This is a genomic window from uncultured Luteimonas sp. (assembly GCF_947492465.1).
GTDB lineage: Bacteria > Pseudomonadota > Gammaproteobacteria > Xanthomonadales > Xanthomonadaceae > Luteimonas.
Genome location: NZ_CANLNF010000002.1, coordinates 463173 through 485887, shown reverse-complemented (window position 1 = coordinate 485887; position 22715 = coordinate 463173). Strand labels below are relative to the sequence as shown.

The 22715-nt window shown below is 71.3% G+C and carries 24 protein-coding genes; 5 read left to right on the top strand and 19 right to left on the bottom strand.

Annotated elements, in window-relative coordinates; translation table 11 throughout:
- Positions 1-44 precede the first annotated feature (44 nt).
- The 17 genes from Q0863_RS07215 to Q0863_RS07135 form a co-directional block, all read right to left on the bottom strand.
- Positions 45-602 carry a PilZ domain-containing protein gene (locus Q0863_RS07215; RefSeq protein ID WP_298576823.1) on the bottom strand — a complete coding sequence of 186 codons (558 nt, stop codon included), beginning with the start codon at positions 600-602 and terminating at the stop codon, positions 45-47.
- Complete coding sequence (locus Q0863_RS07210) at positions 599-880, bottom strand: hypothetical protein (RefSeq protein WP_298576821.1); 282 nt, start codon at positions 878-880, stop codon at positions 599-601. The genes Q0863_RS07215 and Q0863_RS07210 overlap by 4 nt, the downstream gene beginning before the upstream one ends.
- The gene (fliS, locus tag Q0863_RS07205) at positions 877-1269 is read right to left on the bottom strand and encodes a flagellar export chaperone FliS (RefSeq protein WP_298576820.1); all 393 of its coding nucleotides are present in this window, start codon (positions 1267-1269) and stop codon (positions 877-879) included. Before fliS ends, Q0863_RS07210 begins: the two co-directional genes overlap by 4 nt.
- A 4-nt stretch (positions 1270-1273) precedes the next feature.
- Positions 1274-2623, bottom strand: a complete 1350-nt coding sequence (fliD, locus tag Q0863_RS07200; RefSeq protein ID WP_298576818.1) for a flagellar filament capping protein FliD — start codon at positions 2621-2623, stop codon at positions 1274-1276.
- 426 nt (positions 2624-3049) lie between these two features.
- Positions 3050-4210 carry a flagellin gene (locus Q0863_RS07195; RefSeq protein ID WP_298576817.1) on the bottom strand — a complete coding sequence of 387 codons (1161 nt, stop codon included), beginning with the start codon at positions 4208-4210 and terminating at the stop codon, positions 3050-3052.
- 172 nt (positions 4211-4382) lie between these two features.
- On the bottom strand, positions 4383-5576 hold the full coding sequence (gene flgL, locus Q0863_RS07190) for a flagellar hook-associated protein FlgL (RefSeq protein ID WP_298576815.1): 1194 nt from the start codon (positions 5574-5576) through the stop codon (positions 4383-4385).
- Positions 5577-5596: 20 nt separating this feature from the next.
- The gene (gene flgK, locus Q0863_RS07185) at positions 5597-7474 is read right to left on the bottom strand and encodes a flagellar hook-associated protein FlgK (RefSeq protein WP_298576814.1); all 1878 of its coding nucleotides are present in this window, start codon (positions 7472-7474) and stop codon (positions 5597-5599) included.
- A gap of 3 nt (positions 7475-7477) precedes the next feature.
- Positions 7478-8554 (bottom strand): flagellar assembly peptidoglycan hydrolase FlgJ, encoded by a 1077-nt coding sequence (flgJ, locus tag Q0863_RS07180; RefSeq protein ID WP_298576812.1) that lies wholly within the window; start codon positions 8552-8554, stop codon positions 7478-7480.
- 184 nt (positions 8555-8738) lie between these two features.
- Complete coding sequence (locus tag Q0863_RS07175; protein ID WP_298577075.1) at positions 8739-9833, bottom strand: flagellar basal body P-ring protein FlgI; 1095 nt, start codon at positions 9831-9833, stop codon at positions 8739-8741.
- Positions 9834-9870: 37 nt separating this feature from the next.
- Positions 9871-10584 carry a flagellar basal body L-ring protein FlgH gene (gene flgH, locus Q0863_RS07170; protein ID WP_298576811.1) on the bottom strand — a complete coding sequence of 238 codons (714 nt, stop codon included), beginning with the start codon at positions 10582-10584 and terminating at the stop codon, positions 9871-9873.
- A gap of 8 nt (positions 10585-10592) precedes the next feature.
- The gene (gene flgG / locus Q0863_RS07165) at positions 10593-11378 is read right to left on the bottom strand and encodes a flagellar basal-body rod protein FlgG (protein ID WP_298576809.1); all 786 of its coding nucleotides are present in this window, start codon (positions 11376-11378) and stop codon (positions 10593-10595) included.
- A 31-nt stretch (positions 11379-11409) separates the two neighbouring features.
- On the bottom strand, positions 11410-12156 hold the full coding sequence (locus Q0863_RS07160; RefSeq protein WP_298576807.1) for a flagellar basal body rod protein FlgF: 747 nt from the start codon (positions 12154-12156) through the stop codon (positions 11410-11412).
- Between the two features lie 103 nt (positions 12157-12259).
- Positions 12260-13480, bottom strand: a complete 1221-nt coding sequence (gene flgE, locus Q0863_RS07155; RefSeq protein ID WP_298576806.1) for a flagellar hook protein FlgE — start codon at positions 13478-13480, stop codon at positions 12260-12262.
- A 48-nt stretch (positions 13481-13528) separates the two neighbouring features.
- Positions 13529-14197, bottom strand: a complete 669-nt coding sequence (locus Q0863_RS07150; RefSeq protein WP_298576805.1) for a flagellar hook capping FlgD N-terminal domain-containing protein — start codon at positions 14195-14197, stop codon at positions 13529-13531.
- Between the two features lie 23 nt (positions 14198-14220).
- Positions 14221-14628 carry a flagellar basal body rod protein FlgC gene (gene flgC, locus Q0863_RS07145; RefSeq protein ID WP_298576804.1) on the bottom strand — a complete coding sequence of 136 codons (408 nt, stop codon included), beginning with the start codon at positions 14626-14628 and terminating at the stop codon, positions 14221-14223.
- 22 nt (positions 14629-14650) lie between these two features.
- On the bottom strand, positions 14651-15013 hold the full coding sequence (flgB, locus tag Q0863_RS07140) for a flagellar basal body rod protein FlgB (RefSeq protein ID WP_298576803.1): 363 nt from the start codon (positions 15011-15013) through the stop codon (positions 14651-14653).
- A gap of 257 nt (positions 15014-15270) precedes the next feature.
- Entirely contained in the window at positions 15271-16191 is a 921-nt protein-coding gene (locus tag Q0863_RS07135) for a chemotaxis protein CheV (RefSeq protein WP_298576802.1), read from the bottom strand.
- A gap of 659 nt (positions 16192-16850) precedes the next feature.
- On the opposite strand from Q0863_RS07135, the gene flgA reads away from it, so the two are divergent.
- The 4 genes from flgA to Q0863_RS07115 all read left to right on the top strand — a co-directional run bounded on the left by flgA (position 16851) and on the right by Q0863_RS07115 (position 19573).
- On the top strand, positions 16851-17558 hold the full coding sequence (gene flgA / locus Q0863_RS07130) for a flagellar basal body P-ring formation chaperone FlgA (protein WP_298576801.1): 708 nt from the start codon (positions 16851-16853) through the stop codon (positions 17556-17558).
- A gap of 88 nt (positions 17559-17646) precedes the next feature.
- The gene (flgM, locus tag Q0863_RS07125; RefSeq protein ID WP_298576800.1) at positions 17647-17955 is read left to right on the top strand and encodes a flagellar biosynthesis anti-sigma factor FlgM; all 309 of its coding nucleotides are present in this window, start codon (positions 17647-17649) and stop codon (positions 17953-17955) included.
- Positions 17956-17957: 2 nt separating this feature from the next.
- Positions 17958-18305 (top strand): flagellar protein FlgN, encoded by a 348-nt coding sequence (locus Q0863_RS07120; protein ID WP_298576798.1) that lies wholly within the window; start codon positions 17958-17960, stop codon positions 18303-18305.
- Positions 18302-19573, top strand: a complete 1272-nt coding sequence (locus tag Q0863_RS07115) for an ATP-binding protein (RefSeq protein ID WP_298576796.1) — start codon at positions 18302-18304, stop codon at positions 19571-19573. The genes Q0863_RS07120 and Q0863_RS07115 overlap by 4 nt, the downstream gene beginning before the upstream one ends.
- Here the strand turns inward: Q0863_RS07115 and Q0863_RS07110 are convergent.
- A complete protein-coding gene (locus Q0863_RS07110) occupies positions 19567-21306 on the bottom strand; it encodes an EAL domain-containing protein (RefSeq protein ID WP_298576794.1) in 1740 nt (579 codons plus the stop codon). The genes Q0863_RS07115 and Q0863_RS07110 overlap by 7 nt on opposite strands.
- Positions 21307-21386: 80 nt before the next feature.
- Positions 21387-21818: a hypothetical protein gene (locus Q0863_RS07105; RefSeq protein ID WP_298576792.1), complete on the bottom strand. Its 432-nt coding sequence runs from the start codon at positions 21816-21818 to the stop codon at positions 21387-21389.
- A 356-nt stretch (positions 21819-22174) separates the two neighbouring features.
- On the opposite strand from Q0863_RS07105, the gene Q0863_RS07100 reads away from it, so the two are divergent.
- Positions 22175-22705, top strand: coding sequence for a spore coat U domain-containing protein (locus Q0863_RS07100; RefSeq protein ID WP_298576791.1), 531 nt, complete (start codon positions 22175-22177; stop codon positions 22703-22705).
- Positions 22706-22715 lie beyond the last annotated feature (10 nt).

Sequence of the window (22715 nt, the reverse complement as noted above, 5' to 3'; positions counted from 1 at the left end):
GCGCCACGGCGGTGTGCAGGACGCGCGGATGTGTGACCGCGGCCTCAGTAGTCCTGGCGGGGACGTCGGCTTTCCGCCACGGCCCTGCGGTGGATGCGGAACAGGTGCCGCTCCAGCGCGGCTTCCAGCGCCGCCGGCACCGCGTCGAAACGCAGCCATACGCGCGTCCCGCCGGGCGCAGGCTCGCGCGCGATCTCGGTCGCCGGCAGCATCAGGGTCGAGGGCAGCCAGTCCGCCGGGCGCACCCGGAACAGGCCGGCGCCGCCGGGCGGCGGGGCCGCCTCGAGCACCAGGCAGGCGCCGCGCGCAGACCATTGCAGGGATCGCACCGGATCCTCGTCCATCCGGCACAGGCCGGCCACCAGCGTGGTGAGCAGGTCGAGCTTGGCTTCGATGCGCGGCAGGGCGTGGTCGCCCGACTCGGGTTCCTCCGGCCGCGGACCGTCCTCGACCACCGCCAGCGCGCGCAGCAGCGCTTCGCCGCTGGCGGCCAGCACCGGCACGGACTGGGCCGATCCGGCCACGAAGGCGGCCGGGCGCAGTTCCTCGCAGGCGAGGGTCTCGCCAAACAGGAGCCGGGCCGCGTCCGCGGGCGTGGTCATGCCAGGGCCTGCGCCCAGGCGCGGGCGCCGCGCTGGTCCTGGCCGAGCTTGTCGATGGCGCGCATGACCTCGTCGCGGGCCAGCCGGATCTCTTCGGTGAGCGCGTGCTGGGCGTCGAGCAGCTCGACCCAGGCCTGGCGCGGCGTGCGCTCGAAATCGACCGTCGCCAGCGCCGCGGCCACGGCCTCGCCATGGTCCTGCAGCAGCGAGGCCGCCCGGTCCCAGTCCTCGACCGCGATCGCGGCGCGGACCTCGGCGGCGGGCAGCACCGGGATCACGCCGCCTCCGGCGGGGCGATCGCCAGCCAGGCCGATTCGATGTCGCCGAGCAGGTCGTCGACCTCGTGCAGGGGCGCCGGATCGTTGTCGACGTTGGCGGTGAGCAGACGCCGCTGCGCATAGTCGTACAGCGCCTGCAGGCCGTCGGCAATCTCGCCGCCGGCTTCCATGTTCAGCGCACCGTTGAGGCCGCCGATGATGGCGCTGGCATCGCTGATCGCCTGCGACTTGCGCGGCAGGTCGCCGCGCTGCAGGCAGGCGGCGGCCAGGCGCGCGCGTTCACGCGCGCCGGCGAGCATCAGCGCGATCAGCCGGTGCGGGCTGGCTTCCAGCGCCGCGCTGGACACGCCGGTCTGACGGTACTGGTTGGCGAGGGTGCGCGCGTTCATGTCGTCAACTCTGCGAGTAATTGGGCAGCCGTGCCAGCTGCTGGGTGAGGAAGGAGCTGACCGAGCTCATCTGCGCGACCATCGCGTCGAGCGCGGTGAACTGGCGCAGATAGTTGGCCTGGACCTTGTCCATGCGCCGGTCGAGCGCGACGCGATCGCTTTCGAGGCGGTCCATGCGGGTCTCCAGCGCACTGGTGCGGTCGCTGATCATGCCGTCGTCGCCGAGCCAGGACTTCAGCGCGCCCGCCAGCGGCTGGCGCAGCGACCCCTCGTCGCCGAGCAGGCGCTGCAAGGCTGCCGGGTCTTCGGCCACGGCCTTGTCGAAGGTGGCGCCGTCGAGGCTCAGCGAGCCGTCGACCTTGGTTTCCAGGCCCAGCGCGGCCAGCTCGGCGTAGCCCTGGCTGATGAAGCCGCGCAACGCCTGGGTGATCCCGCGTGGCGCCGCGTCGCCGCTGAGTGCCGCGCCCGGCGTGCCTTCGCTGCCGGCCGCGCTCTGCGTGCGCAGCTGCGACAGCGCGGTGTTGTACGCGCTGACGAAGTTCAGCAGTCCGGCCTTGAGCGTGCTCGGGTCGGACTTGAGTTCGAGGTCGAACGACTCGCCCGGCTTGGCCTTGGTCAGGTCGAGGGTGAGGCCGTCGATCAGGTCGTCGATGCGGTTGCTGCTGCTGGTGCGGCTGATGCCGTCGACCACCACCAGCGCGTCGTTGCCCGGGTCGACCACCGTCATCGTGCCGCCGCTGGTGCCGAGCGCGGCCAGGCCGCCATCGCCGCCGCTGGCGCTCACCGTCAGGCGGCCTTCGCTGCCCGTGGTAGTGGACGCGAGCACCAGCACATCGCCGCTGTCGCCGCGCACCAGGGTGGCGCTGACGCCGAGGCTGCCGGCCTGCTTGTTGATGGCGTCGCGGATGTCGGACAGCGAGCCCTTGCCTTCGGCGATCTCGACCGTCACCGGGTCACCGTCGCCGACGCTGATGCTGAGGCTGCCGTGGCCGAGCTGCGCATCGGAGGCGAGCGCGGCGGACTGCAGCTTGTGGGTGCTGGCGAGGGTTTCGACGGTGACGCCGTAGCGGCCGAGCGCGGCCTTGGCATTCGCGGTCGCGGAAAAGCCCGCGTCGTCGGATACGCTGACCTTGCGCCCGGGCAGGGCGCCGTCGCCCGCGAACTTGGCCAGCACATCCTGCAAGCCCGACAGCGCGCTGCTGATCTTGCCGAAGGCGGAGATCTGCGACTTGGTGGTGCTCTCGAGTCGGCTGATCCGGTTCTCGGTCGGCGCGCGCTCGGCGGCGACCAGCTGGGTCACCATCGTGCTTACGTCGAGGCCGGAACCGACGCCTGGGCTGGAAAGGGATGCCACTGCTGCCTCCTGGAGCGGGTGGGCGGGGAGCGGGCGCTTCGGAAAGCCCCGTCAGGAATCGTTCCGCCGGGAAAATCGACACCGGGCGGTGCGCGCTTCCCTGTTGCCGGTAACGGCCGCTGGCCGCCGGCCTTTAGTTGTCGAAACTGGATCGTCGTCGGCGATGCGGAGCCGTTGGAAGGGTCGCATTCCGATCGGGGAGACGACGCGAACGTGGCTGTGCCCGGCGCATCAACCGCGCACCTCACCCCTGTGGGAGCGCGCTTGCGCGCGAAAGCCCTTCGCGACCAGCGTCGCCCCCATGGTCGACCCGGACCGGGCGGGTGATCCCGGGCAATCTTCCGTCCGCGATCGCCAGAGTAAAAAAAACCGGCCAGGGCGAAGCCCCGACCGGTCTGGAGAGATGGATCTCCGTTGGTGCAGGAATCAGCGCAGCAGGCTGAGCACGCTCTGCGACGACTGGTTGGCCTGCGCCAGCATGGCGGTACCGGCCTGCTGCAGGATCTGCGTACGCGACAGGTTGGCGGTTTCCTTGGCGTAGTCGGCGTCCATGATCCGGCTGCGTGCGGCCGACAGGTTCTCCGAGCCGGTCTGCAGGTTGGTCACGACCGAGGAGAAGCGGTTCTGCACGGCACCGAGGTCGGCGCGGGCGTCGTTGACCGACTTCAGGGCGGCGTCCATTGCGAGCATGGCCTTGTCGGCGCCGTCGGCGGTGGAGATGTCCAGGCTAGCGAAGCCGACGTTGTCAGTAACCGTTACGCCGGTAGCGGATTCGGTGTTGAACGTGCCTTCGGTGAAGCCGGTGGTGGCCGTGGTCGCGCTGGCTCCTTCAAACGCGATAGTGATGTCGGAGCCGTCGATGTTGCTCAGCTTGACCCCGCCGGCTGCCACTTCGGCCGTGACTCCAGTCTTGGAGGAGAGCAGGTTGATTGCGGTCGACAATGCAGCGGCCTGGCTGGGAGCATCGGTACCGGCAGCGACCGCACCGATATCGACACCGTTGATCGTCAGATCGCCAGCATCGATGGCGGTGAACCCTGTTGCCGCGGCACCGTCAACCGAAAGCGACTGGTAGCTGCCCAGCGAGGCGATGTTGGCATCGGTAAGAGCGGCGATGTCGATCGTCTCGCCCTGGTTGGCGCCGACCTGGAACGACTGCGAGGTGAAGCTGCCGTCGAGCAGCTTGGTGCCGTTGAAGTTGGTGGTGTCGGCAACGCGGTCGATCTCCGACTTCAGCTGGTCGACTTCCTTCTGCAGCGCGGCGCGGTCGTCGCTGGAGTTGGTGGCGTTGCGCGACTGCACGGCCAGCTCGCGGATGCGCTGCAGGTTGTTGCCGATCTCGCCCAGCGCGCCTTCGGCGGTCTGCGCGAGCGAGATGCCGTCGTTGGCGTTGCGGGCGGCCTGGTCCATGCCGCGGATCTGGGTGGTGAAGCGCTCGGAGATGGCGAGGCCGGCGGCGTCGTCCTTGGCGCTGTTGATGCGCAGGCCCGAGGACAGGCGCTGGATGGTGGTGCCGAGGTCCGCGCTGTTGGCGCTCAGGTTGCGCTGCGCGTTGAGCGACATCACGTTGGTGTTGATGACAGACATTTGTAGGTCTCCTGGATTCGGAAGTCCGGCGATTCGCGCCGGGTGGCGTTGCAGGGGCTTGCCGTGATCCGGTCCTGTCCGCTGCTGAAATGGATAACGGCGGGGGGTTGCCGGGCTTTAGGAAATTCTTTGCATTTGTCCGGCCTTTCTTGCTAGGCGCGGCAAGGCAGGCTCACAACAGGTTGAACAGCGACATGCCCTGGATGCGCACGGTCACCTGCTGGGCGGCCTGCAACGCGGTCATCTGCATCGCGAAGCGGCCGGCCGCCTCGGCGTAGTCGGTGTCGCGCAGGTCCGACAGCGTGCTTTCCAGCGCCAGCGAAGTCGCACTGCGGCTCTCGGCGGCGTGGTCGAGCGTGGACAGGCGCGCGCCGGTGCTGGCGCGCGCGGCGAGCAGGTGCTCCTGCGCGGTGGCCAGGTCGCCCAGTCCCGCGGTCAGTGCGTTGGTGCGGCGCGCGCTATCCGCCGGACTGCTGCCTGGAGTCTCCATTGCAGAAGCCAGCGCGTCGAGGGTGGCGAAGATGTCGCGCTCGCCGGCGCGCTCGACGCTGAAGCGGTCGCCGGCGGCGGGTGCGCCATTGAGCTGCATCTGCACGCCGCCGGCGCCGATGGTCTGGCCGGTCTGCCAGGTGCCGGTGCCGACCTCGCTGCCACCCGCGTCGAGCACGCGGTAGTTCGCGCCGTCGATGAACTCGACGGTGACGCCGGCGCCATTCCAGCTGCCGTGGTCGGTCACGCTGGCCGAGGCCAGCACGCCGCTGCCGGTGTTGGCGGCGTCGGCGCTGCCGCGGACGATGCCGTCGCCGACCGGCACGCGCAGGAACAGCGCGCTGCCCGGGTCGGCGTCGGCCACGGCCAGGTCGGGCGCGACGTCGACATCGTTGCGCCCCGAGTCGCCGGCGTAGCTCACGGTGCCGGCGTTGTCGGCGAACGGGACCACGCCGTCGCGGGTCCCGGCGAACAGCGCGCGGCCGGCGCCGTCGTCGCGGTTGCCGATCGAGATCAGTTCGGCGCGCAGCTGCCGCATCTCGACCGCGATGACCCTGCGGTCCTCGTTCGACATCGTGGGCGTGTTGGCCCGGATCACCAGTTCGCGCGCGCGGATGAGGTGGTCGCCGGCATCCGACAGCGCGTGCTCCTGCAGCCCGAGGCGACGCTCCAGGTGGCCGGCATTCTTGCCGAACTGCTCCAGCTGCGAGACCGCGTGGTCGAGCCGCTGTGCGTTGGAGAAGGCGGACGGGTCGTCGGCGGCGGTGACCAGCTTGTTGCCGGTGACCATCTGCTGCTGCGTCTTCGAGATGGCCTGCTGGCGCTGCAGCATGCCCTGCAGCCCCTGGTTGTGGATCTGCGCGGTGGACAGTCTCATGCGGGGGTCCTCATGCGGCCTCAGCGCACCGCGCCGAGCAGGGTCTGGAACATCTCGTCGGCGGCCTTGATGATCTGCGCGGCGGCCTGGTAGGCCTGCTGGTAGCGCAGCAGGTCGGCGGCTTCCTCGTCGAGGTTGACGCCCGACACCGACTCGCGTTCGGCGACGACCTGCGCGTGGATCGCGCCCTGCGCCTCGAGACTGAGGTTGGCGTGGCGCGCCTCGCTGCCGGCGCGGCCGGTGAGCTGGGCCAGGCCCGCTGTCAGGCCGACGCTGCCGCCGTCGAGGATGCCGTCGGTGTCGACCGCGGCCAGCGCGCGTGCATTGCCGTTGTCGGACGAACGCGGCGGCGTGGCGACGAGATCGAAGCGGTCGCCGGCGGCGGGCGTGCCGGCCAGTTCGAGCGACCAGCCCTCGCCGCTGACCGGCGTGCCCGGCGTCCACGCGAACGGACCGTCGCCGTCGACCATGTACTGGGTGGCATCGATGAACTCGACGCTCGCTCCGGCGAAGCCGGCGAACGCGGCCGGATCGGTGATGCGCGACGCACCGGCGCTGGCGCCGCCGAGGTTGGCCGGGTCCGCGCTGGCCTGCAGCGGACGCGCCGCGGCGATGCCGAGCGGATCGTCGAGCACCACGTCGAGGCCGCCGGCGGCGCCGGAGGTGGGACGCAGCGAGAAGCGGTCGCCGTTGGCCGGCGTGCCGCCGACCACCAGTTCGACGCCGTCGACCACCAGCGGATCGGCGGCGCTGCCGCTGCCGGTCACCGGTACGGGTTCGCCGCCATTGGCGCGCGCTGCGCTCCAGCTGCCGGCCTCGAAGCGCAGCACCAGGTCATGGCCCTTGAGCGCGCCGACGTCGCCGATGGCCGCGGTGAGCGTGGCGCTGCCGCTGTTGCCGGCATGGCGGTCGACGCGGGGCGGCGGCAGCGCGAACATGTCGCTGCCGGGCGCGCCGTTGTAGTCCACGCCGGCGCGCTGGGTCTGGTTGAAGCCCTCGGCGAAGGCGACGGCCAGGCGGCCGAGTTCGGCGCGCATGGGGTCGAGCACGCGCCCGCGGAACTCGACCAGGCCTCCGATCTCGCCGCTGATCGCCGAGGCGGGGAGCTGGATCGGGCCGCCGGGGCTGTCCAGCGCGATCTGCAGGCGGTCGGGGCGGTAGGGGTCGACGACCGTCGACAGCGCCATCGAGGCCTGTCCCAGCACCATCGCCTGGCCGCCGGGGGTGAACACGTTGAGCGAGCCGTCGTCCTGCTCGACCGTGCTGCCCCCGACCAGCGACACGAGCTTGTCGACGCGCAGCGCGCGCTGGTCCAGCAGGTCCGGGGAAGCGCTGCTGCCGGCGGCGGCGATCTGGCCGTTGAGCGCTGCGATCTCGCCGGCAAGCGCGTTGGCGGCAGCGGCCTGCGCCTGCATGCGCGCGCCGACCTCTCCCTCGATCGTCGCCATCTGCGCGTCCATCGAGCGCCAGCGCGAGGCGAGCTGTTCGCCCGATGCCAGCAGCTGGCTGCGCGCGGATGTCGAGGTGGGCTCGGCCACCACGCCCTCGGTGGCCGCGAAGAACGCCGACCACGGCGCGCCGAGCGAGGTGGCCGAGTCCGACATCAGGCTGTCGACCCGCGACGACAGCGAAGACAGCTGCTGCAGCCGCCCCAGCTCGCCGCTGCTGTCCACCTGCCGCGCGAACACCAGGCCATCGGCCAGCCGCTGCAGCGCGGCCACCTGCACGCCCTGGCCGACCCAGCTGCTGCCTTCCGCCTGGCTCGGGCGCGCGGCCAGGTCGACCCGCTGCCGGCTGTAGCCGGGCGTCGTGGCGTTGGCGACGTTGTGACTGACGGTGCCCAACGCGCGCTGGAACGCGAGCAGCGCGGAGGTGCCGGAGCTGAGCATGCCGGTCATGGCTTATCCCCTGGGGCCGGCGGCGAGCGCCGCGACCGTGGTGGTGGCGGCCGGGGCCGGCGGTGCCGCCGCGTACTGCACGCCGGCATCGTTGCGCGCCGGCATCGCGGCGAGCGCGCGGTTGAGCGTGGCGCCGTTGGCGATGGCGGTGATCTTGGCCGCGTAGGACGGGTCGGTGGCGTAGCCGGCCTTCTGCAGCGCGCTGGCGAAGCGGTGCACGTCGTTGCCGGTGCCGCGCGCGGCGGCGTAGCGGTCCTTGCCGATCAGGCGGGTGTAGTCGGCGAAGCTTTCGGACACCGAACCATAGGCGCGGAATTCGGCGCGTTCGTCGACGCGCTTGCCGCCGACGTATTCGTGGGTGCGCGCGCCCATGCGCTCGCCCTTCCAGCCGCCGGTGGCCTTGATCCCGAACAGGTTCAGCGACGAGGTGTTCTCGCGGCCGGCGAAGCGCCGGCCCCAGCCGGTCTCCAGCGCGGCCTGGGCCACCAGCGCCTTGGCCGGCACGCCCAGTTCGGCGGCGGCCTTCTGCGCCTGAGGCCAGATCGACTGCACGAAGGCTTCCGGCGAACTCGCGTCCAGCGTTCCGTCTTCGACTCCGGCGAACGCGGCCTTGTCGAAATCCGGCGGGCGCAGCGCCGGCGCCGGCATGGCGAAGGCCTGCAGGTCCATGCCCGGCATCGACACGCCCGATCGCGTGGGCGCAAGCGGCAGCATCGCCGGCATCGCGGCCGCGGGCGCCAGCGGCATCGCCGCGGCGGGCGCGCCGGTCGCCCGCAGCGGCAGGGCGCCAGCGCCGACGCCGGTGGTGGTGGCGCCCGTGCTGCGCTCGAGCTGGCGCATGATCATCGGTGCCAGGCCCAGGCCGCGCCCCTTGCCCAGCTCGCGCGCCAGCTGCTGGTCGTACATGTCGCGGTAGCGCGTGTCGCCGCCCAGGCCGCCACCGGGCGACGCGCTGCGCATCGACTTGATCAGCATCTGCGCGAACTGCGTTTCCAGCTCGCGCGCAGCCTTCTCGATGTCCGCGCGCGGCGTGGCCTGCGCGGGATTGAGGTCGAACGGGCTGGTGGCGGGCAGGCGCATCAGAAGGCCGGGAATCGGGAATCGGGAATGGGGAATCGGAAAAGCGGATGCAGCGTGGCTGGGGCAGCGTTGCTTTGCATGTGGAGGGCGATGCAAGCGCCGTGCCTGCGGGGACCGGAAACGACAACGGGAACCGGCGCCATGCCGATTCCCGATTCCCCATTCCCGAATCCCGGCTTCACCCTCATATCACCTCGAGTTCGGCGCGCAGCGCACCGGCGCGCTTGAGCGCTTCCAGGATCGCGACGATGTCGCCGGGCGCGGCGCCGACGGCGTTGACCGCGCGCACGATCGACTCCAGCGACGAGCCGCCTTCGAACAGGAACATGCGCCCGCCGTCCTGGCTGACCTCCAGCGTGGACTGCGGCGCGACCACCGTGCCGCCGCGGCCGAAGGCCTCCGGCTGGCTGACCTGCACGCTCTCGGTGACCGAGACGGTGAGCGAGCCGTGCGAGACCGCTGCCGGCAGCACGGACACTTCGCCGCCCATCACCACGGTGCCGGTGCGGGCGTTGACGATGACCTTGGCGGCGGCGGCGCCGGGGGTGATGTCCAGCGTTTCCAGCCGCGCCAGGAAGCCGACGCGGTCGCCGGCCGGGGGCGTGACCTCGATGGTGACGCCGTCGAGTGCGCGCGCGCGGCCCGGGCCGAAGGCGCCGTCGATCGCCGAGACGATGCGCGAAGCGGTGGTGAAGTCGGACTCGTGCAGGTTCAGCGTGACCACGTCGCTCGGCGCCGCACCCGGCACCGCGCGCTCGACGATCGCGCCGTTGGGGATGCTGCCGCCGTTGGGCGCGTTGGTGGAGATGCGCGAGCCATCGCGACCCGAGGCACCGAAGCCGCTGACCACCAGGGTGCCCTGGGCGATCGCGTAGACCTGGCCGTCGGCGCCCTTGAGCGGCGCCATCAGCAGGCTGCCGCCGCGCAGCGAACCGGCGTTGCCGATCGAGGACACGGTGACGTCGATGGTCTGGCCGGGCTTGGCGAACGGCGGCAGTTCGGCCTGGATCGCCACGGCCGCCACGTTCTTGAGCTGCGGGTTGACGCCCGGCGGGATGGTCACGCCGAGCTGGTCGAGCATGGTCTTCAGGCTCTGCACGGTGAAGGACGTCTGGCTGGTGCGGTCGCCGCTGCCGTCCAGGCCCACCACCAGGCCGTAGCCGACCAGCGGGTTGCCGCGCACGCCGGCCACCTGGGCCAGGTCCTTGATTCGCTCGGCCTGTACCGGCGCGGCGGCGCCACACAGCAGGGCCGCCAGCAGGCAGGCCAGCGCGGGCATCGTCCGGGTCGCGATCGTCGTCTGCATGTTCGCGGCCTCAGTAGGGGAATGCGGCGGAGTTGAAGAACCGGCCCAGCCAGCCCATCGCGTTCGAACGCGCCAGCGTGCCGCGCCCGCCGTAGAGGATCTGGGCCTCGCCGACGCGATCGGAGCTGATGCGGTTGTCGGGACCGATATCGGCCACCCGCACCAGGCCTTGAATCTGCACCAGCTCGTCGCCCTGGTTCAGGCGCATCTGCTTCTCGCCGGCCACGCGCAGGTTGCCGTTGCCGAGGTCCTCGACGACGCTGACGGTGATGTTGCCGGCCAGCTGGTTGCTCTGGGCGCTGTCGCCGGCGCCGGCGAAGTCGCGCGAACCCTCGATCCCGGCCTGCAGCAGCGGGCGGCCGTTGTAGGTGATGTCCTGGCCGAAGATGGTGGGGGCGGCGATGTCCACGCCGCTTTCCTTGCTGACCGAGGTGCGGGCATTGGTCCTGGCGCGGGTGTTCTCGACCAGCACGATGGTCAGCAGGTCGCCGACGCCGCGCGCCTTGTTGTCCTGGAACAGCGACATGCCGCGGTTGCCGCCGCCGGCCGCGGCATAGATCGAGCCACCGCCGGCCGCCGGGGCTTGCGCCGGGGCGGCGACGGGCGGCGCCACCGCGTAGCCGCGGGCCGGGCCGGGCGCGGCGGCGAAGGGCCGCGCATCGCCCAGGGTGGCGGCGCAGCCGCCCAGGACCAGGACGAGGGCGCAGGCGAGGATCGCTTTCATCGGCGTGCTCACAGCTTGTTGCTCAGGTAGGCGAGCATCGAATCGATGGTCGAGATCGCCTTGGCATTGGTTTCGTAGGCGCGCTGGGTTTCGATCATCGACACCAGCTCCTCGACCACGTTGACGTTGGAGCCTTCCAGCGAGCCCTGCACCACCAGGCCGGTGCCGTTCTCGCCAGGCGCGCCGCTCTGCGCCGGGCCGCTGGCACCGGTTTCGACGAACAGGTTCTCGCCCTTGGCCTGCAGGCCGGCCGGGTTGACGAAGTCGGCGATGGTCAGCGCGCCGACCTGCACCGGCTCGGCCTGGCCGGCCAGCTGCACGCTGACCGTGCCGTCGGCACCGATGGTGATCGACTGCGCGCCCTCGGGCAGCTGCAGCCCGGGCTGCACCGGGAAGCCGGAGTTGGTGACCAGCTCGGCCTGGGCGTTGATCTTGAAGCTGCCGTCGCGGGTGTAGGCGGTGCTGCCGTCGGGCAGCAGCACCTCGAAGAAGCCGCGGCCGTTGATCGCCACGTCCAGCGCGCCGCCGGTCTGGCCGAGGCTGCCCTGGGCGAACTCCTTGGACGTCGCGGCCACCCGCACGCCGGTGCCGACCTGCAGGCCGGTGGGCAGGCTGGTCTGCTCGGAGGTGGCGCCGCCGGGCTGGCGGGTGGTCTGGTACAGCAGGTCCTCGAAGCTGGCGCGGTCGCGCTTGAAGCCGGTGGTGTTGGTGTTGGCGAGGTTGTTGGAGATGACCGCCATGCGCGTCTGCTGCGCGTCGAGGCCGGTCTTGGCGATCCATAGAGCCTGGGTCATGGCGGAATTCCGTCAGTGAAGGTGGGCGCGATCAGCGCGAGGACAGCAGGGTGTTGGCGCTGCGGGCGGTTTCATCACCGCTCTGCAAGACCCGTACCTGCATCTCGAACTGGCGCGCCAGCTCGATCATCGACACCAGCATTCCGGCCGCATCGACGTTGCTGCCTTCGCGCACGCCGGCGACGAGCACGCTGCCGGCAGCGGGCGGGGGCGGCTCGGTGCCGGGCGGCAGACGCATCAGGCCGTCATCGCCGCGGGCCAGCGCGCGGGTGTCGATGGCGACCACCTGCAGGCGGCCGACCGCGGCCATGGTCGCCATCGGCTGGCCCTGCGGCACCACCGAGACGGTGCCGTCACCGCCGATCTCGATCGCATCGCTGGGCGGCAGCGCCATCGGCGCGCTGCCTTCGTCCAGCACCTGCAGCCCGCTGGCGGTGGTCAGCAGGCCGTTGGCGTTGAGCTGGAGGTCGCCGGCGCGGGTATAGGCCACGCCGCCGTTGCGGTCCTGCACCGCCAGCCAGTGGCCCTGGGCGAGCGCGACATCGAGTGGATTGCCGGTGGTGGTGCGCGCGCCCGCGGCGTCGCTCACGCCCAGCGTGCGCTGGCTGACCGCGACCCGCGAGGCGAGGCCGGGGCCTTCGACCGGTGCGGCGACGGTACCGCTCAGCGCGGCCTGGAAACCGGTGGTGTCGACGTTGGCCAGGTTGTGCGCGACCGTCGCCTGGCCGCGCAGCGTGGCGCTGGCGCCGGTCATCGCGATGTAGAGGGATTTGTCCATGGGAGCCGGGATTCGGGATTGGGGATTGGGGATTCGGGTGGGATCCGGTCGCGTCGTAGCGCTGTTCCGAATCCCGAATCCCGAATTCCGAATCCCATCCGCGTCAGCGGATATTGATGACCGTCTGGGTCAGCGCGTCCTGGGCCTGGATCATCTGTGCGTTGGCCTGGAAGTTGCGCTGCGCGGTGATCATGTTCACCAGCTGCTCGGTCAGGTTGACGTTGGAGGCTTCCAGCGCGCCGCCCTGGACCGCGCCGAACTCGGCGGTGCCGGCCGCGCCGCGGCGGGCCAGGCCGGAGTCATGGGTCTCGGCCCAGGCGTTGTCGCCGATCGGCTGCAGGCCCTGCGGGTTGGCGAAGTTGGTCAGCGCCACCTGGCCCAGCGGCGTCGACACGCCGTTGCTGTAGCGAGCGGCGACCACGCCCTCGGCCGAGACCTCGATGCTGCTCAGGCGCCCGGTCGAATGGCCATCCTGGATCAGCGCCGAGACGCCGAAACGGTCGCCGTACTGGGTCGAGCGCTCCAGGTCCAGGGTCAGGTCCAGCGCCGCGGCGCCGCCGGGGATGGTGTGCGTGGGCAGCGTGATCTCGCCGTTGGCGGGCGCGATCAGCGCGCCGGTGTTGGAGTACTCCAGGGTCTGCGCGCCGCCCACGTCGACGCCGTCGATGCGGGTATGCACCTGCCACTCGTTCGGGTTGGAGGTGCGCACGAAGTACATCGACTGCGAATGCGGCGCGCCCAGCGAGTCGTACACCGTGACCGAGGTGGTGTGGTTGTAGCTGTCCGGGTCGTTGGCGTCGAACGGCGCCGCGGTCGGCGGGGCGGCATTGCCCGGCAGGTTCAGGCCCAGCGACACCTCGCTGGTCGCGCGCGGCGGCGCATCGCCGGTGGCCAGGCGCAGGTCGGCCATGCGGCCGGTGTCGAAACCGTCGCCGCTGGCGTTGGGCAGGAACACCTGCAGGCGCTGGCCGGTGGGATTGACCACGTAGCCCTCGCGGTCGGCGCCGAAGTTGCCGGCGCGGCTGTAGGAGACGCCATTGCTGCCGGCCAGGGTGAAGAAGCCCTCGCCGGTCAGGGCCATGTCCAGCGACTTGCCGGTGTAGTCGACGTTGCCCTGGGCGAACTGCTGCGCCACGCGCTGCAGGCGCACGCCGGCGCCGATGGTGTTGTTGGACAGGCCGTGCGCCGTGGCGGCGAACACGTCGCCGAACTCGCCGCGCGACTGCTTGAAGCCGGTGCTGTTGGCGTTGGCGATGTTGTTGGAGGTGATGTTGAGGTCGGCCGAGGCTGCGTTCATGCCGCTCAGCGAGATCAGGAAACTCATGGTGTGCTCCTTGGAAGGAAGGTCCGCGCGGGGCGGACTGCTTGGTGGTCAGCCGATGCGGTGGACGGCCGAGAGCGGGACGCTGCCCATGCCGGCGAGGTTGAGGAACAGGCCGCCGGGTTCGATCGACACGCTGTCGACGCGCGCGCTGGCGCGGATGGGCAGCAGGTTGGCGTCCCCGGCCGACGGATCGGCGGTGCCGGTCACGGCGCGGAAGCTGTAGTTGCCGGCGGCCACCGTGTTGCCGGCCTGGTCGCGGCCGTCCCAGTCGAAGGTGGCGATCCCGTCGGCCGTGGCTTCCACCGTCATCCGGCGCACCCGCACGCCGTTGGCGTCGACCACGTCCAGGGTGACCGGCCCGGCCGCCTGCGCCACGACTTCGCCGCGCAGGCCGGCGCCCTGGGCCAGCGGCACGGTATCGACCGAGACCATGGCGTCGTGGCCGACCAGGGTGGCCGCGCGCAGGGTCTGGTCGGACTCCATCACGCTGGCCATGGCGGTCATCGCGCCCTGCATGCCCTCGATGCCCTGCACCGTGGAGAATTGCGCCAGCTGGCCGAGGAACTGGTTGTTGTCCAGCGGCTTGAGCGGGTCCTGGTTCTTGAGCTGTTCGGTCATCAGGTGCAGGAAATCGGCCTGGCCGAGCGCGGAACTGCGCGTGGTCTGCTGCTGGCCGAGGCCGAGCGCGGCGTAGTCGTTGCCGGTGATCGTGGTCATCTGGAATCCTCGGAAGGGCGCGCTCAGCGGCCCATGTTCAGGGTGGCCATGGCGAGTTCCTTGGCGCTGTTGAAGACCTCGACGTTGGCCTGGTAGCTGCGCGAGGCGGAGATCAGGTCGACCATCTGCGCCACCGGATCGATGTCGGGCGCGTACACGTAGCCCTGGCCGTCGGCGAGGGGATGGCCCGGCTCGTAGCGGCGCAGCGGCGCGGCGTCGCTGTCGAGGACCTCGTCCACGCGCACGCCGGCCAGGGCCGGGTTGCCGTCGATCGGCGTGGCCGAGAACACCGGCTGCTTGGCCCGGAACACCTCGTCGGGGTTGCCCGAGACGGAATTGGCGTTGGCCAGGTTGGAGGCGATGGTCGAAAGGCGCACCGACTGCGCGTTCATCGCCGAACCGGCGACGTCGAAGATCGGGAGGTTGCTCATGGGCGGGCTCCGGTCATGGCGCTCACTGGCCGGTGATCGCGGTCAGCATCGAGCGCACCTTGGATTCGACGAACGACATCGAGGCGCGGTACTCGAGGGTGGCCTGGGCGAAGGTGGCGTTCTCGCGGTCGCCGTCGACGGTGTTGCCGTCCAGGCTGGGCTGCGAGGAGGGGCGTGCGAAGCGCGCGGCCTCGCTGGCGGCGGTGATCGCATCGCCGCCGGCCGCGGTCGCCGGATGCAGCGCCGCGGACAGGGCGCTGTTGAAATCCAGGTCCTGGGCCTGGTAGCCCGGGGTGTCGGCGTTGGCGATGTTGGCGCTGAGCAGCTGCAGGCGCTGCTCGCGCAGGGCGAGCGCGGTGCCGTGGATGCCTAGGAAGTCGGACATGGGCCCTCCGGGGGCGGATACGCCCGGGAAGGCAGGCAAGCGCTGTGCCAGAAGCGGGGGTGGCGGCGGTCAAGACCGGGGCCGGCCGCGACATCCAGGGGCGCGCCCCGACGGGATGGCCGAGCGCGAGGGCGCATCCAGGATGCGGGCGAAGTACGTCAGCCGGAGACCCGGTCGAGGCGTCGCCTCGTGCGGCAGGCGGCGAAAGAACGCGTTCTAATTCAACAGCCTGGGCGCTTCGTTGGCCGTGGCCGGCCTCAGCCGAAGGTGCTGATGCGCGCGCTCACGCGCTGTGCCAGCTCGTTCTCCGAGTACTTCGGCACGAAGTCGTCGGCGCCCACGCGCTCGACCATGGCGTGGTTGAACACGCCCGACAGCGAGGTGTGCAGCAGCACGAACAGGCTGCGCAGGGCCGGGTCGCGACGGATTTCCGTCGTCAGCGTGTAGCCGTCCATGGACGGCATCTCGATGTCGGAGATCACCATCGCGTAGCGTTCTTCGGGCGGTTCGCCGTTGCGGGCCAGCGCCTGCAGGTGGTCCAGGGCCTGGCGGCCGTCCGACAGCAGCACCGCCTCCAGCCCGAGCTGCTCGAGGACGACACGGATCTGGTTGCGCGCCACGCGCGAGTCGTCCACCACCAGCACCTGGCGCGGCGCGCCGTTCGCGGCCATCGGCACCAGCGTGCCCAGGTCGCTGCCGCGCGGGGCGGACTCGGCCAGCACGCTTTCCACGTCGATCAGCTGGATCAGTTCGCCCTGGTGGCGGGCCACACCGGTCAGGTAATGGTGCTCCCCGCCCAGGTCGGGCGGCGGCTGGATGTGCTCGACGGCGATGTTGACGATGCGGTCCACGCCGGCCACCAGGAAGCCCTGCACGGTGCGGTTGAACTCGGTCACCACCAGGTAGCGGGGCTCGCCGGGCTCGTCGTCGCCGTGGCCGATCGCGCGCGCCAGGTCGAGCACCGGCACGCTGCGGCCGCGCACGTCGGCGGCGCCGGCGAAGGCCTTGGGCAGCTGCGGCAGGGTGAACAGCGGCGGCCGCTGCAGCACTTCCTTGACCTTGAACACATTGACGCCAAAAAGCTGACGGCTGCCCAGGCGGAACAGCAGCAGCGCCAGCCGGTTGTGGCCGGCCAGGCGGGTACGCTGGTCGATGCGGTCAAGCAGGTCCTGGCTCATGGAACAGGGTGTCGGCCGCGCCGGGCGGATCTTGAGGCTCCCGGGTCTTCGGTCGGGTGACGTGTCACGCCCTGACGGGAAGCCCTGCCATCCCCCCGCGAAATGCGCCGCAACAGCCGCTGGCTGGCCAAGGGGTGATATCCCCAGAGCGGGCTCCCGCCTCCGGATGGACGCCTCGCCCTGGCGGCCGGGGGTCGCTTTTCCCTCGGTCAGGGCTTCCTGCCCTGACTCGGGCGCGCGCCATCCATGGCGCGCTCGTCGCGACCCCCGGCCGCCAGGACGAGGTTCGCCTGCCCATTGTGTTTGAGGACTCCGGCCAGCCGTCCCGTCTTGCGGAGCCGGCTGGTTGGCCACGGGAAAGGCGACGCGCGCGTGCTGTCTCTGGAGATCGGAGCTGGTCGGGCTGTCCTGCCCGAAGGCTTGAACCAACGCCAGCGACGCCGCAGCGACGCGGGGGGAGGTGGTGCAAGCGGCACATGGATGTGCCGCGGCCGCGAGTGCGGACATGGATGTCTGCCCGAGCGGTGCACCACCTCCCCCCGCGTCGCTGCGGCCCACCCGAAGTCCCGCTTTTCCAGCAAAAGGGCGCTCGGTCCGAAAAACCCCGGCACGGCACTTGCAGCAAGCGACCCAGTAGATCCGCCACACAGGAGCAATCCGTGCCCGTTGTCCAACCCAAGGCACTGCGTCTCGCCCGGCGATTGCGCCATCGCGCCGTGCTCGGGCTGTTGCTGGCATTGGTCGGAGCAGCCGGCCCGGCGCTGGCGACCACGATGCAGCCGCTGGACACCATCGCCGAGGCCGCGATCGCCGCGCTCGGCGCCGGCGACGCCCAGTCGGCCGAGGCGGTGCTGGCGCACTCGCTGCGGCTGCGGCAGTGCAGCCAGCCGCTGCAGGCCGTGGCCACCGGGCCGACCACGGCCCAGGTGCGCTGCGACGACAGCCCGGGCTGGAAGCTGTACGTGCCGGTGCGGGTGCGCCGCGAGGCCGAGGTGGTGGTGCTGCGGACGCCGGCCGCGAGCGGGGTGCCGATCACCGCCGACCAGCTGGTGGTGCAGCGCCGGGACGTGGGGGCCGCCGCCGGCGCGACGTTCGAGGACCCGGCCGCGCTGGTGGGGCGGGTGCCGAGCCGCGCCCTGGCCCCGGGCGTGGTGCCGACCGAGCACGACCTGTCGCTGGGCGCCCCGCTGCGCCGCGGCGATCCGGTGGTGCTGGTCTCGCGCACCGGCGGGGTCGAGGTGCGGATGCCCGGGCGCGCGCTGGGGCCGGCCCAGCCCGGCGGCCGCATCGGCGTGGAGAACGCCTCCTCGCGCCGGGTCCTGCGCGGGCGGCTGGTCGCCGAGGGGATCGTCGAGCTGCTGCCGTGACCGGCCGTGCCCCGATTCCACTCCCGGGTTCAAGTTCCCGGCACGGGCGCCGTTACAGTGCTCGACCAGGCATCCCCAGGAGCGGGCCATGACCCACAAGATCGACGGCAGTGCGCCCATCGCGCGGCCATCCGAAGCCACCGGCCGGCCGTTGCCGACGGCCCGCGCCAGCAGCGCCGAGCGCAATGCGCCGGTCGCGGCCACCGAAAGCGTGCGCCTCACCGGCGAGGCCGAAGGGCTGCAGGCGCTGGAGCGCGAGCTCGGTGCAGGCCCGGCCGGCATCGACGTGGCGCGGGTGAACGCGCTGCGTGCGGCGATCGCCGACGGCAGCTACCGCGTCGACGCGCAGGCCGTGGCCTCGCGCATGCTCGACCTCGAGCACCAGCTGGGCGGCTGACGATGGACGCCGCGTTCGCCGCCGAACATCCGCTCGAAGCGCTCGAACGCGCGCTGGAGGCCGAGCGCCGGGCGCTGCTGGACAACGACGTGGATGCCCTGCTGGCCTCCACCGCGGCCAAGCTCGACGCGCTGCGGCGCGCGGAGTCGGCGCAGCCGGGCGTGGAAGCCGCCGGGCGGATCGAAGCGCTGCGGCTGCAGAACCAGGCCAACGGCGTGCTGCTCTCGCGCCGTCGCCGCGAAGTGGGCTGGGCGCTGCGCCATATCGGGCGCGTCGAGTCCACCGGCGTGTACGATTCGCGTGGACAGGCGGGCGCCAGACCCCAGGCCCGCTGTCTCGGAGTCGGATGAGCGCACACGGTCACGACATCCAGGACGATCGCACTGCCCCGCCCGACGGCGGCGAGCTGGCGTGGGCGTTCGGAACCTCGGAAAACGCCGCCGTGCTGCTGGATGGCGAGCGCAGGCTGCGCCGCGCCAACGCATCGGCCCGGGCACTGGCCGCACGGGTCCGCCCCGGCCACGAGCCCCTCGACCTCCTGGCCCTGCTCCCTGCCGACGCCTGGACGCATGCCCGCTCGGCGGGCCGCTGGGCAGGCGAGGTCGCCACGACCGCCGGGATCGTGCTGGAGATCGTGGTCCGCAACGGACTCGGGCTTGGCGACGGTCCGGACTGCTACTACGTCACCCTGGACGATGTCTCCCAGCGCAACGCGGGGCAGGCCGAACTGCAGCGCAGGCATGACGAACTCCAGGCCGCGCACCGTCGCCTGGCCGGTACCCAGGAACAGCTGCTGCAGTCGGAGAAGATGGCCTCGATCGGCCTGCTCGCCGCCGGCGTGGCCCACGAGATCAACAACCCCATCGGCTACGTGCACTCCAACCTGGGCACGCTGCAGGAGTACATGGGCGCGCTGTTCGCGCTGATCGAATGCCAGGACGAGTCGCTGCAGTCGGGCGATCCGGCCGAGGCGCGCGACCAGGTGCGCGCCCAGCGCGAGCGCCTGGACATCGACTTCATCCTCGGCGACCTGCCCAAGCTGCTGGCCGAGTCGCGCGAAGGCATCGAGCGCGTGACCAAGATCGTGCAGGACCTGAAGGATTTCTCCTACGTCGGCCGCGGCGAGCCGATGCGGCCCTCGGACCTGCACAAGGGCCTGGAATCGACCCTCAACATTGTCTGGAACGACCTCAAGTACAAGGTCCGGGTGGAGAAGCACTACGGCGAGCTGCCGCTGGTGGAATGCCACCTGTCGGAGATCAACCAGGTGCTGATGTGCCTGCTGATCAATGCCGGCCAGGCGATCGAGCACCGCGGCACCATCGACATCGCCACCGGCGCCGAGGACGGCGAGGCCTGGATCAGCATCGCCGACAGCGGCTGCGGGATCCCGCCCGAGGCGCTGCCGCGCATCTTCGACCCGTTCTACACCAGCAAGCCGATCGGCCGCGGCACCGGGCTGGGTCTGGCGATCGCCTACAGCATCGTGTCCAAGCACCACGGCCGCATCGAGGTCAGCAGCGAGCTCGGCGCGGGTTCGACGTTCCGCCTGGTGCTGCCGGTGGTGCAGCCGGAAGGGACGGACGCACAGGACGCGCCTGCCGCGCAGGCTCAGTAGCCCGGATACGTACCGTCGGCGTGGCGCTCGTGCGCGCGGAACGCCTCCTCGATGTGGCTGCGCAGTTCGTCGTCGTTCCAGGGCTTGGTCAGGAAACGGTAGATCGAGCCGCGGTTGATCGCCTCGGTGATGGTGGCGAGGTCGGTATAGCCCGACAGGATCATGCGCACCGTGTCCGGGTACAGCTCGCGCACCTTGGCCAGGAACTCGGTGCCGCTCATGTCGGGCATGCGCTGGTCGGAGACGATCACCTGCACGGTGTTGCTGGCGAGCAGGTCGAGGGCCTCGCGCACGGTGTTGGCGGTCAGCACCTTGTAGCCGTCGCGCCGGAACAGGCGTACCAGCGAGCGCAGCATGTTCTCCTCGTCGTCGAGCAGCAGCAGGGTGCGCTCCGGGCGAGTGGCGGCGAAGGCCGAGGGCAGCAGGAAGCGGCGCTGCACCAGCGGCTCGAGCAGGTCGGCCGGCAGCGGCGGGCTGAACAGGTGGCCGAGGAAGAAATCGCAGTGGTTGCGGCGCAGGAAGCCCAGCTCGGCCTCGGTTTCCACGCCCTTGGCGGTGAGCTTCATGCCCAGCCGATGGCCCATGGCGATGATGCCGCGCACGATCGCCGCGCTGCGCGGGTCGCTGTCGACGTTGCGGATGAAGTTGCGGCCGATCTTGAGCCGGTCCAGCGGGTACTGCGCCAGTGCCGCGAAGCTCAGCCCGCCGGTGCCGAAGTCCTGCACCGCCAGCGTGCTGCCCAGCGCGCGCAGGCCGCCCAGGGTGTCGAGGATGCGGTGCGCGTCCAGCGCCAGCGCGCTTTCGGGCAGTTCGAACTCGAAGGCGCTGCCGCGCAGCTGGTGCCGGTGCAGGCGTTCGCCGATCACGTCCAGGCAGTCGGCGCGCGCCAGCAGCAGGCTGTCGATATGCACCGACAGGCTGAGGTAGTCGATCCCGCGCTCGCGCCACTGCACCAGCTGCTGCATCGCCGCGTCGATCACCCACAGGCCCAGCTGGCTCGACAGTCCGGCGCGCTCGACCCGTCCCAGGAACCGGTTGGGCCGCAGCAGCCCGTGGTGCGGCGAATCCCAGCGCAGCAGCGCGCTGAAGCCGACCAGGCCGCCGTCCTGCGCGGCCACCTGCGGCTGGAAGTACAGCCGCATCTCGTTGTTGCCGAGCGCCTCGACGAAACGGTCGGCGAACCCGCCCTCGGAGGTGCTCTTGACCGCGCTGCCCGAGTACAGGCCCACGTTGTTGTGGCCGCCGCGCTTGATCTCCAGCAGCGCGCGCTCGGCGCTGGCCAGCAGCGCGGCGGCGTCGCTGCCGTGTTCGGGGAACACCGCGATGCCGATCGAGACCGTCACCGGCAGGGTGAACGGCGGGATCGACAGCGGAGCTTCCAGCGCGTCGCGGAACAGGTCGGCGAGCGCCTCGCCGTTGGGTTCGCCCTCGCGGTAGGCGACGCAGGCGATGAACTCGTCGCTCGACAGCCGCCACAGCGAGCCGCCGTGCGGCATCGCCTTGCGCAGGCGCTGCGCGACCGCGGCCAGCACCTGGTCGCCCACCGCCTCGCCCATGTTGGCGTTGATCAGCTGCAGCATGTCGATGTCGACATGCAGCACGGCCAGGCTGCGGCGGCTGGCCCTGGCCCCGGCCACCGCAGCGGTGAGGCTGGGCCCGCCGGCGCCGAGCCGGTACAGCGAGGTCACCGGATCGAGCGGGACGCCGCTGGTTTCGTGGTAGCCGAGGTTCATGGCCGAAGGGTATCCCGTCGACCGGCGCTGTCCACCGTGGCGGTGGGCTGCCGGACCAGCCGGCGACGCTGCAGGCCGCGTCAGCGCGCGGCGACCGGCGCTCCGGGGGCGGCCGCCGATGCGGTGGCGAGGCCGACGTCGACGCGGATGCGGGTGAGCTCGCCGCCCAGCGCCGGATCGATCTGCAGCCGCACCCGCGACCGTCCGTCGCTCCACAGTTGCCGGGCCGATGCGCCGTCGTGCCGGTGCAGGGCGTGGTATCCCAGCGCCGGCATGCGCTCGGCGTAGAACGCCGCGGCCGCCGCAGCCGGCCCGGAGAAGGCATAGCTGCGGCTGCTGACGCGCCGGTCGAACACCCGGGCCTGCGGCGGCACGGGGATTGCATCGAGCAGTCCGGTTGCGGGGCGGCGGTCCACCACCTGCACGCTGACCGTCAATGCGGAATCGCGGGCCGAGGCGGGCCCGGCCAAGACAATGGCGAGGGCGAACGCCAGGGGCAGGTATGGGCGCATGACCGGACTAACGGCAGCCTGCGCCTGCAACTGTTGGGCCTGCGTCAAGGCAGATGCCGGAACTGGGGCGGAGGTCACGCCCTGCGCGCTGGACGGGTTTGGGGTGACGCCATGCGTCACTTGTGGACGCCATCCGGAATTGTGACTAAATGCCTACCAAAGATTGACCGGTTTGGGGTTCCCGTCGTGACGTGTTTCGGATACAACGTAAGTGCGCTCGGCGTCACGGATTTGATGCTCAGCTTCTGCTTCCCGGGGCCGTTACCGTCAGGTTTGGCATTCGATATGCTTCGAAGGCCAGGTTGCGGCCCGCGGCACCTGCCTGCATCCCATCCCGTACCGGAGACACCAACGCCATGATCCTGTCCAAGTCCCGCCTGCTCCTCGCCCTGTGCGCCTCCCTTGCCGCCGGCGGCGCCTTCGCCGGCCCGTCGCCGCAGCAGACGAGCTTCCAGGTCACCGCCAACGTCGCCTCGAGCTGCACGGTCAGCGCCACCAACCTCGCCTTCGGCCAGTACGATCCGGCCGACGCCAACGCGGCTGCGCCGCTGGACGCCAGCGGCACGGTCAGCGTGCGCTGCACCCGCGGCACCGCCACCGCCGTCGCCGCGCTCGACCAGGGCAGCAACCCGGCCACCGGTTCGAGCTGCGCCAACCCGCTGCGCCAGATGGACGGCGGCGCCGCCCTGCGCCTGCGCTACGACATCTACCAGGACGCCGGCCGCGCCACCCCGTGGGGCTGCGATGCGACCAACACCCAGGCGATCCCGACCTTCACCACGTCGCTGACGCCGGTGCAGCTGACCACCTACGGCCGCATCCCGGCCGGCCAGGACGCCGCGATCGGCAGCTACACCGATACCGTGCAGGTTTCGGTCACGTTCTGATCGCCCGCGG

Excerpts from the sequence above, each read along its gene's own strand:
- Q0863_RS07215 (WP_298576823.1), bottom strand. The coding sequence starts at position 602 with ATGACCACGCCCGCGGACGCGGCCCGGCTCCTGTTTGGCGAGACCCTC.
- fliS (WP_298576820.1), bottom strand. The coding sequence starts at position 1,269 with ATGAACGCGCGCACCCTCGCCAACCAGTACCGTCAGACCGGCGTGTCC.
- Q0863_RS07195 (WP_298576817.1), bottom strand. The coding sequence starts at position 4,210 with ATGTCTGTCATCAACACCAACGTGATGTCGCTCAACGCGCAGCGCAAC.
- flgL (WP_298576815.1), bottom strand. The coding sequence starts at position 5,576 with ATGAGACTGTCCACCGCGCAGATCCACAACCAGGGGCTGCAGGGCATG.
- flgK (WP_298576814.1), bottom strand. The coding sequence starts at position 7,474 with ATGACCGGCATGCTCAGCTCCGGCACCTCCGCGCTGCTCGCGTTCCAG.
- flgJ (WP_298576812.1), bottom strand. The coding sequence starts at position 8,554 with ATGCGCCTGCCCGCCACCAGCCCGTTCGACCTCAATCCCGCGCAGGCC.
- Q0863_RS07175 (WP_298577075.1), bottom strand. The coding sequence starts at position 9,833 with ATGCCCGCGCTGGCCTGCCTGCTGGCGGCCCTGCTGTGTGGCGCCGCC.
- flgH (WP_298576811.1), bottom strand. The coding sequence starts at position 10,584 with ATGAAAGCGATCCTCGCCTGCGCCCTCGTCCTGGTCCTGGGCGGCTGC.
- flgG (WP_298576809.1), bottom strand. The coding sequence starts at position 11,378 with ATGACCCAGGCTCTATGGATCGCCAAGACCGGCCTCGACGCGCAGCAG.
- Q0863_RS07160 (WP_298576807.1), bottom strand. The coding sequence starts at position 12,156 with ATGGACAAATCCCTCTACATCGCGATGACCGGCGCCAGCGCCACGCTG.
- flgE (WP_298576806.1), bottom strand. The coding sequence starts at position 13,480 with ATGAGTTTCCTGATCTCGCTGAGCGGCATGAACGCAGCCTCGGCCGAC.
- Q0863_RS07150 (WP_298576805.1), bottom strand. The coding sequence starts at position 14,197 with ATGACCACGATCACCGGCAACGACTACGCCGCGCTCGGCCTCGGCCAG.
- flgC (WP_298576804.1), bottom strand. The coding sequence starts at position 14,628 with ATGAGCAACCTCCCGATCTTCGACGTCGCCGGTTCGGCGATGAACGCG.
- flgB (WP_298576803.1), bottom strand. The coding sequence starts at position 15,013 with ATGTCCGACTTCCTAGGCATCCACGGCACCGCGCTCGCCCTGCGCGAG.
- Q0863_RS07135 (WP_298576802.1), bottom strand. The coding sequence starts at position 16,191 with ATGAGCCAGGACCTGCTTGACCGCATCGACCAGCGTACCCGCCTGGCC.
- flgM (WP_298576800.1), top strand. The coding sequence starts at position 17,647 with ATGACCCACAAGATCGACGGCAGTGCGCCCATCGCGCGGCCATCCGAA.
- Q0863_RS07120 (WP_298576798.1), top strand. The coding sequence starts at position 17,958 with ATGGACGCCGCGTTCGCCGCCGAACATCCGCTCGAAGCGCTCGAACGC.
- Q0863_RS07115 (WP_298576796.1), top strand. The coding sequence starts at position 18,302 with ATGAGCGCACACGGTCACGACATCCAGGACGATCGCACTGCCCCGCCC.
- Q0863_RS07110 (WP_298576794.1), bottom strand. The coding sequence starts at position 21,306 with ATGAACCTCGGCTACCACGAAACCAGCGGCGTCCCGCTCGATCCGGTG.
- Q0863_RS07105 (WP_298576792.1), bottom strand. The coding sequence starts at position 21,818 with ATGCGCCCATACCTGCCCCTGGCGTTCGCCCTCGCCATTGTCTTGGCC.
- Q0863_RS07100 (WP_298576791.1), top strand. The coding sequence starts at position 22,175 with ATGATCCTGTCCAAGTCCCGCCTGCTCCTCGCCCTGTGCGCCTCCCTT.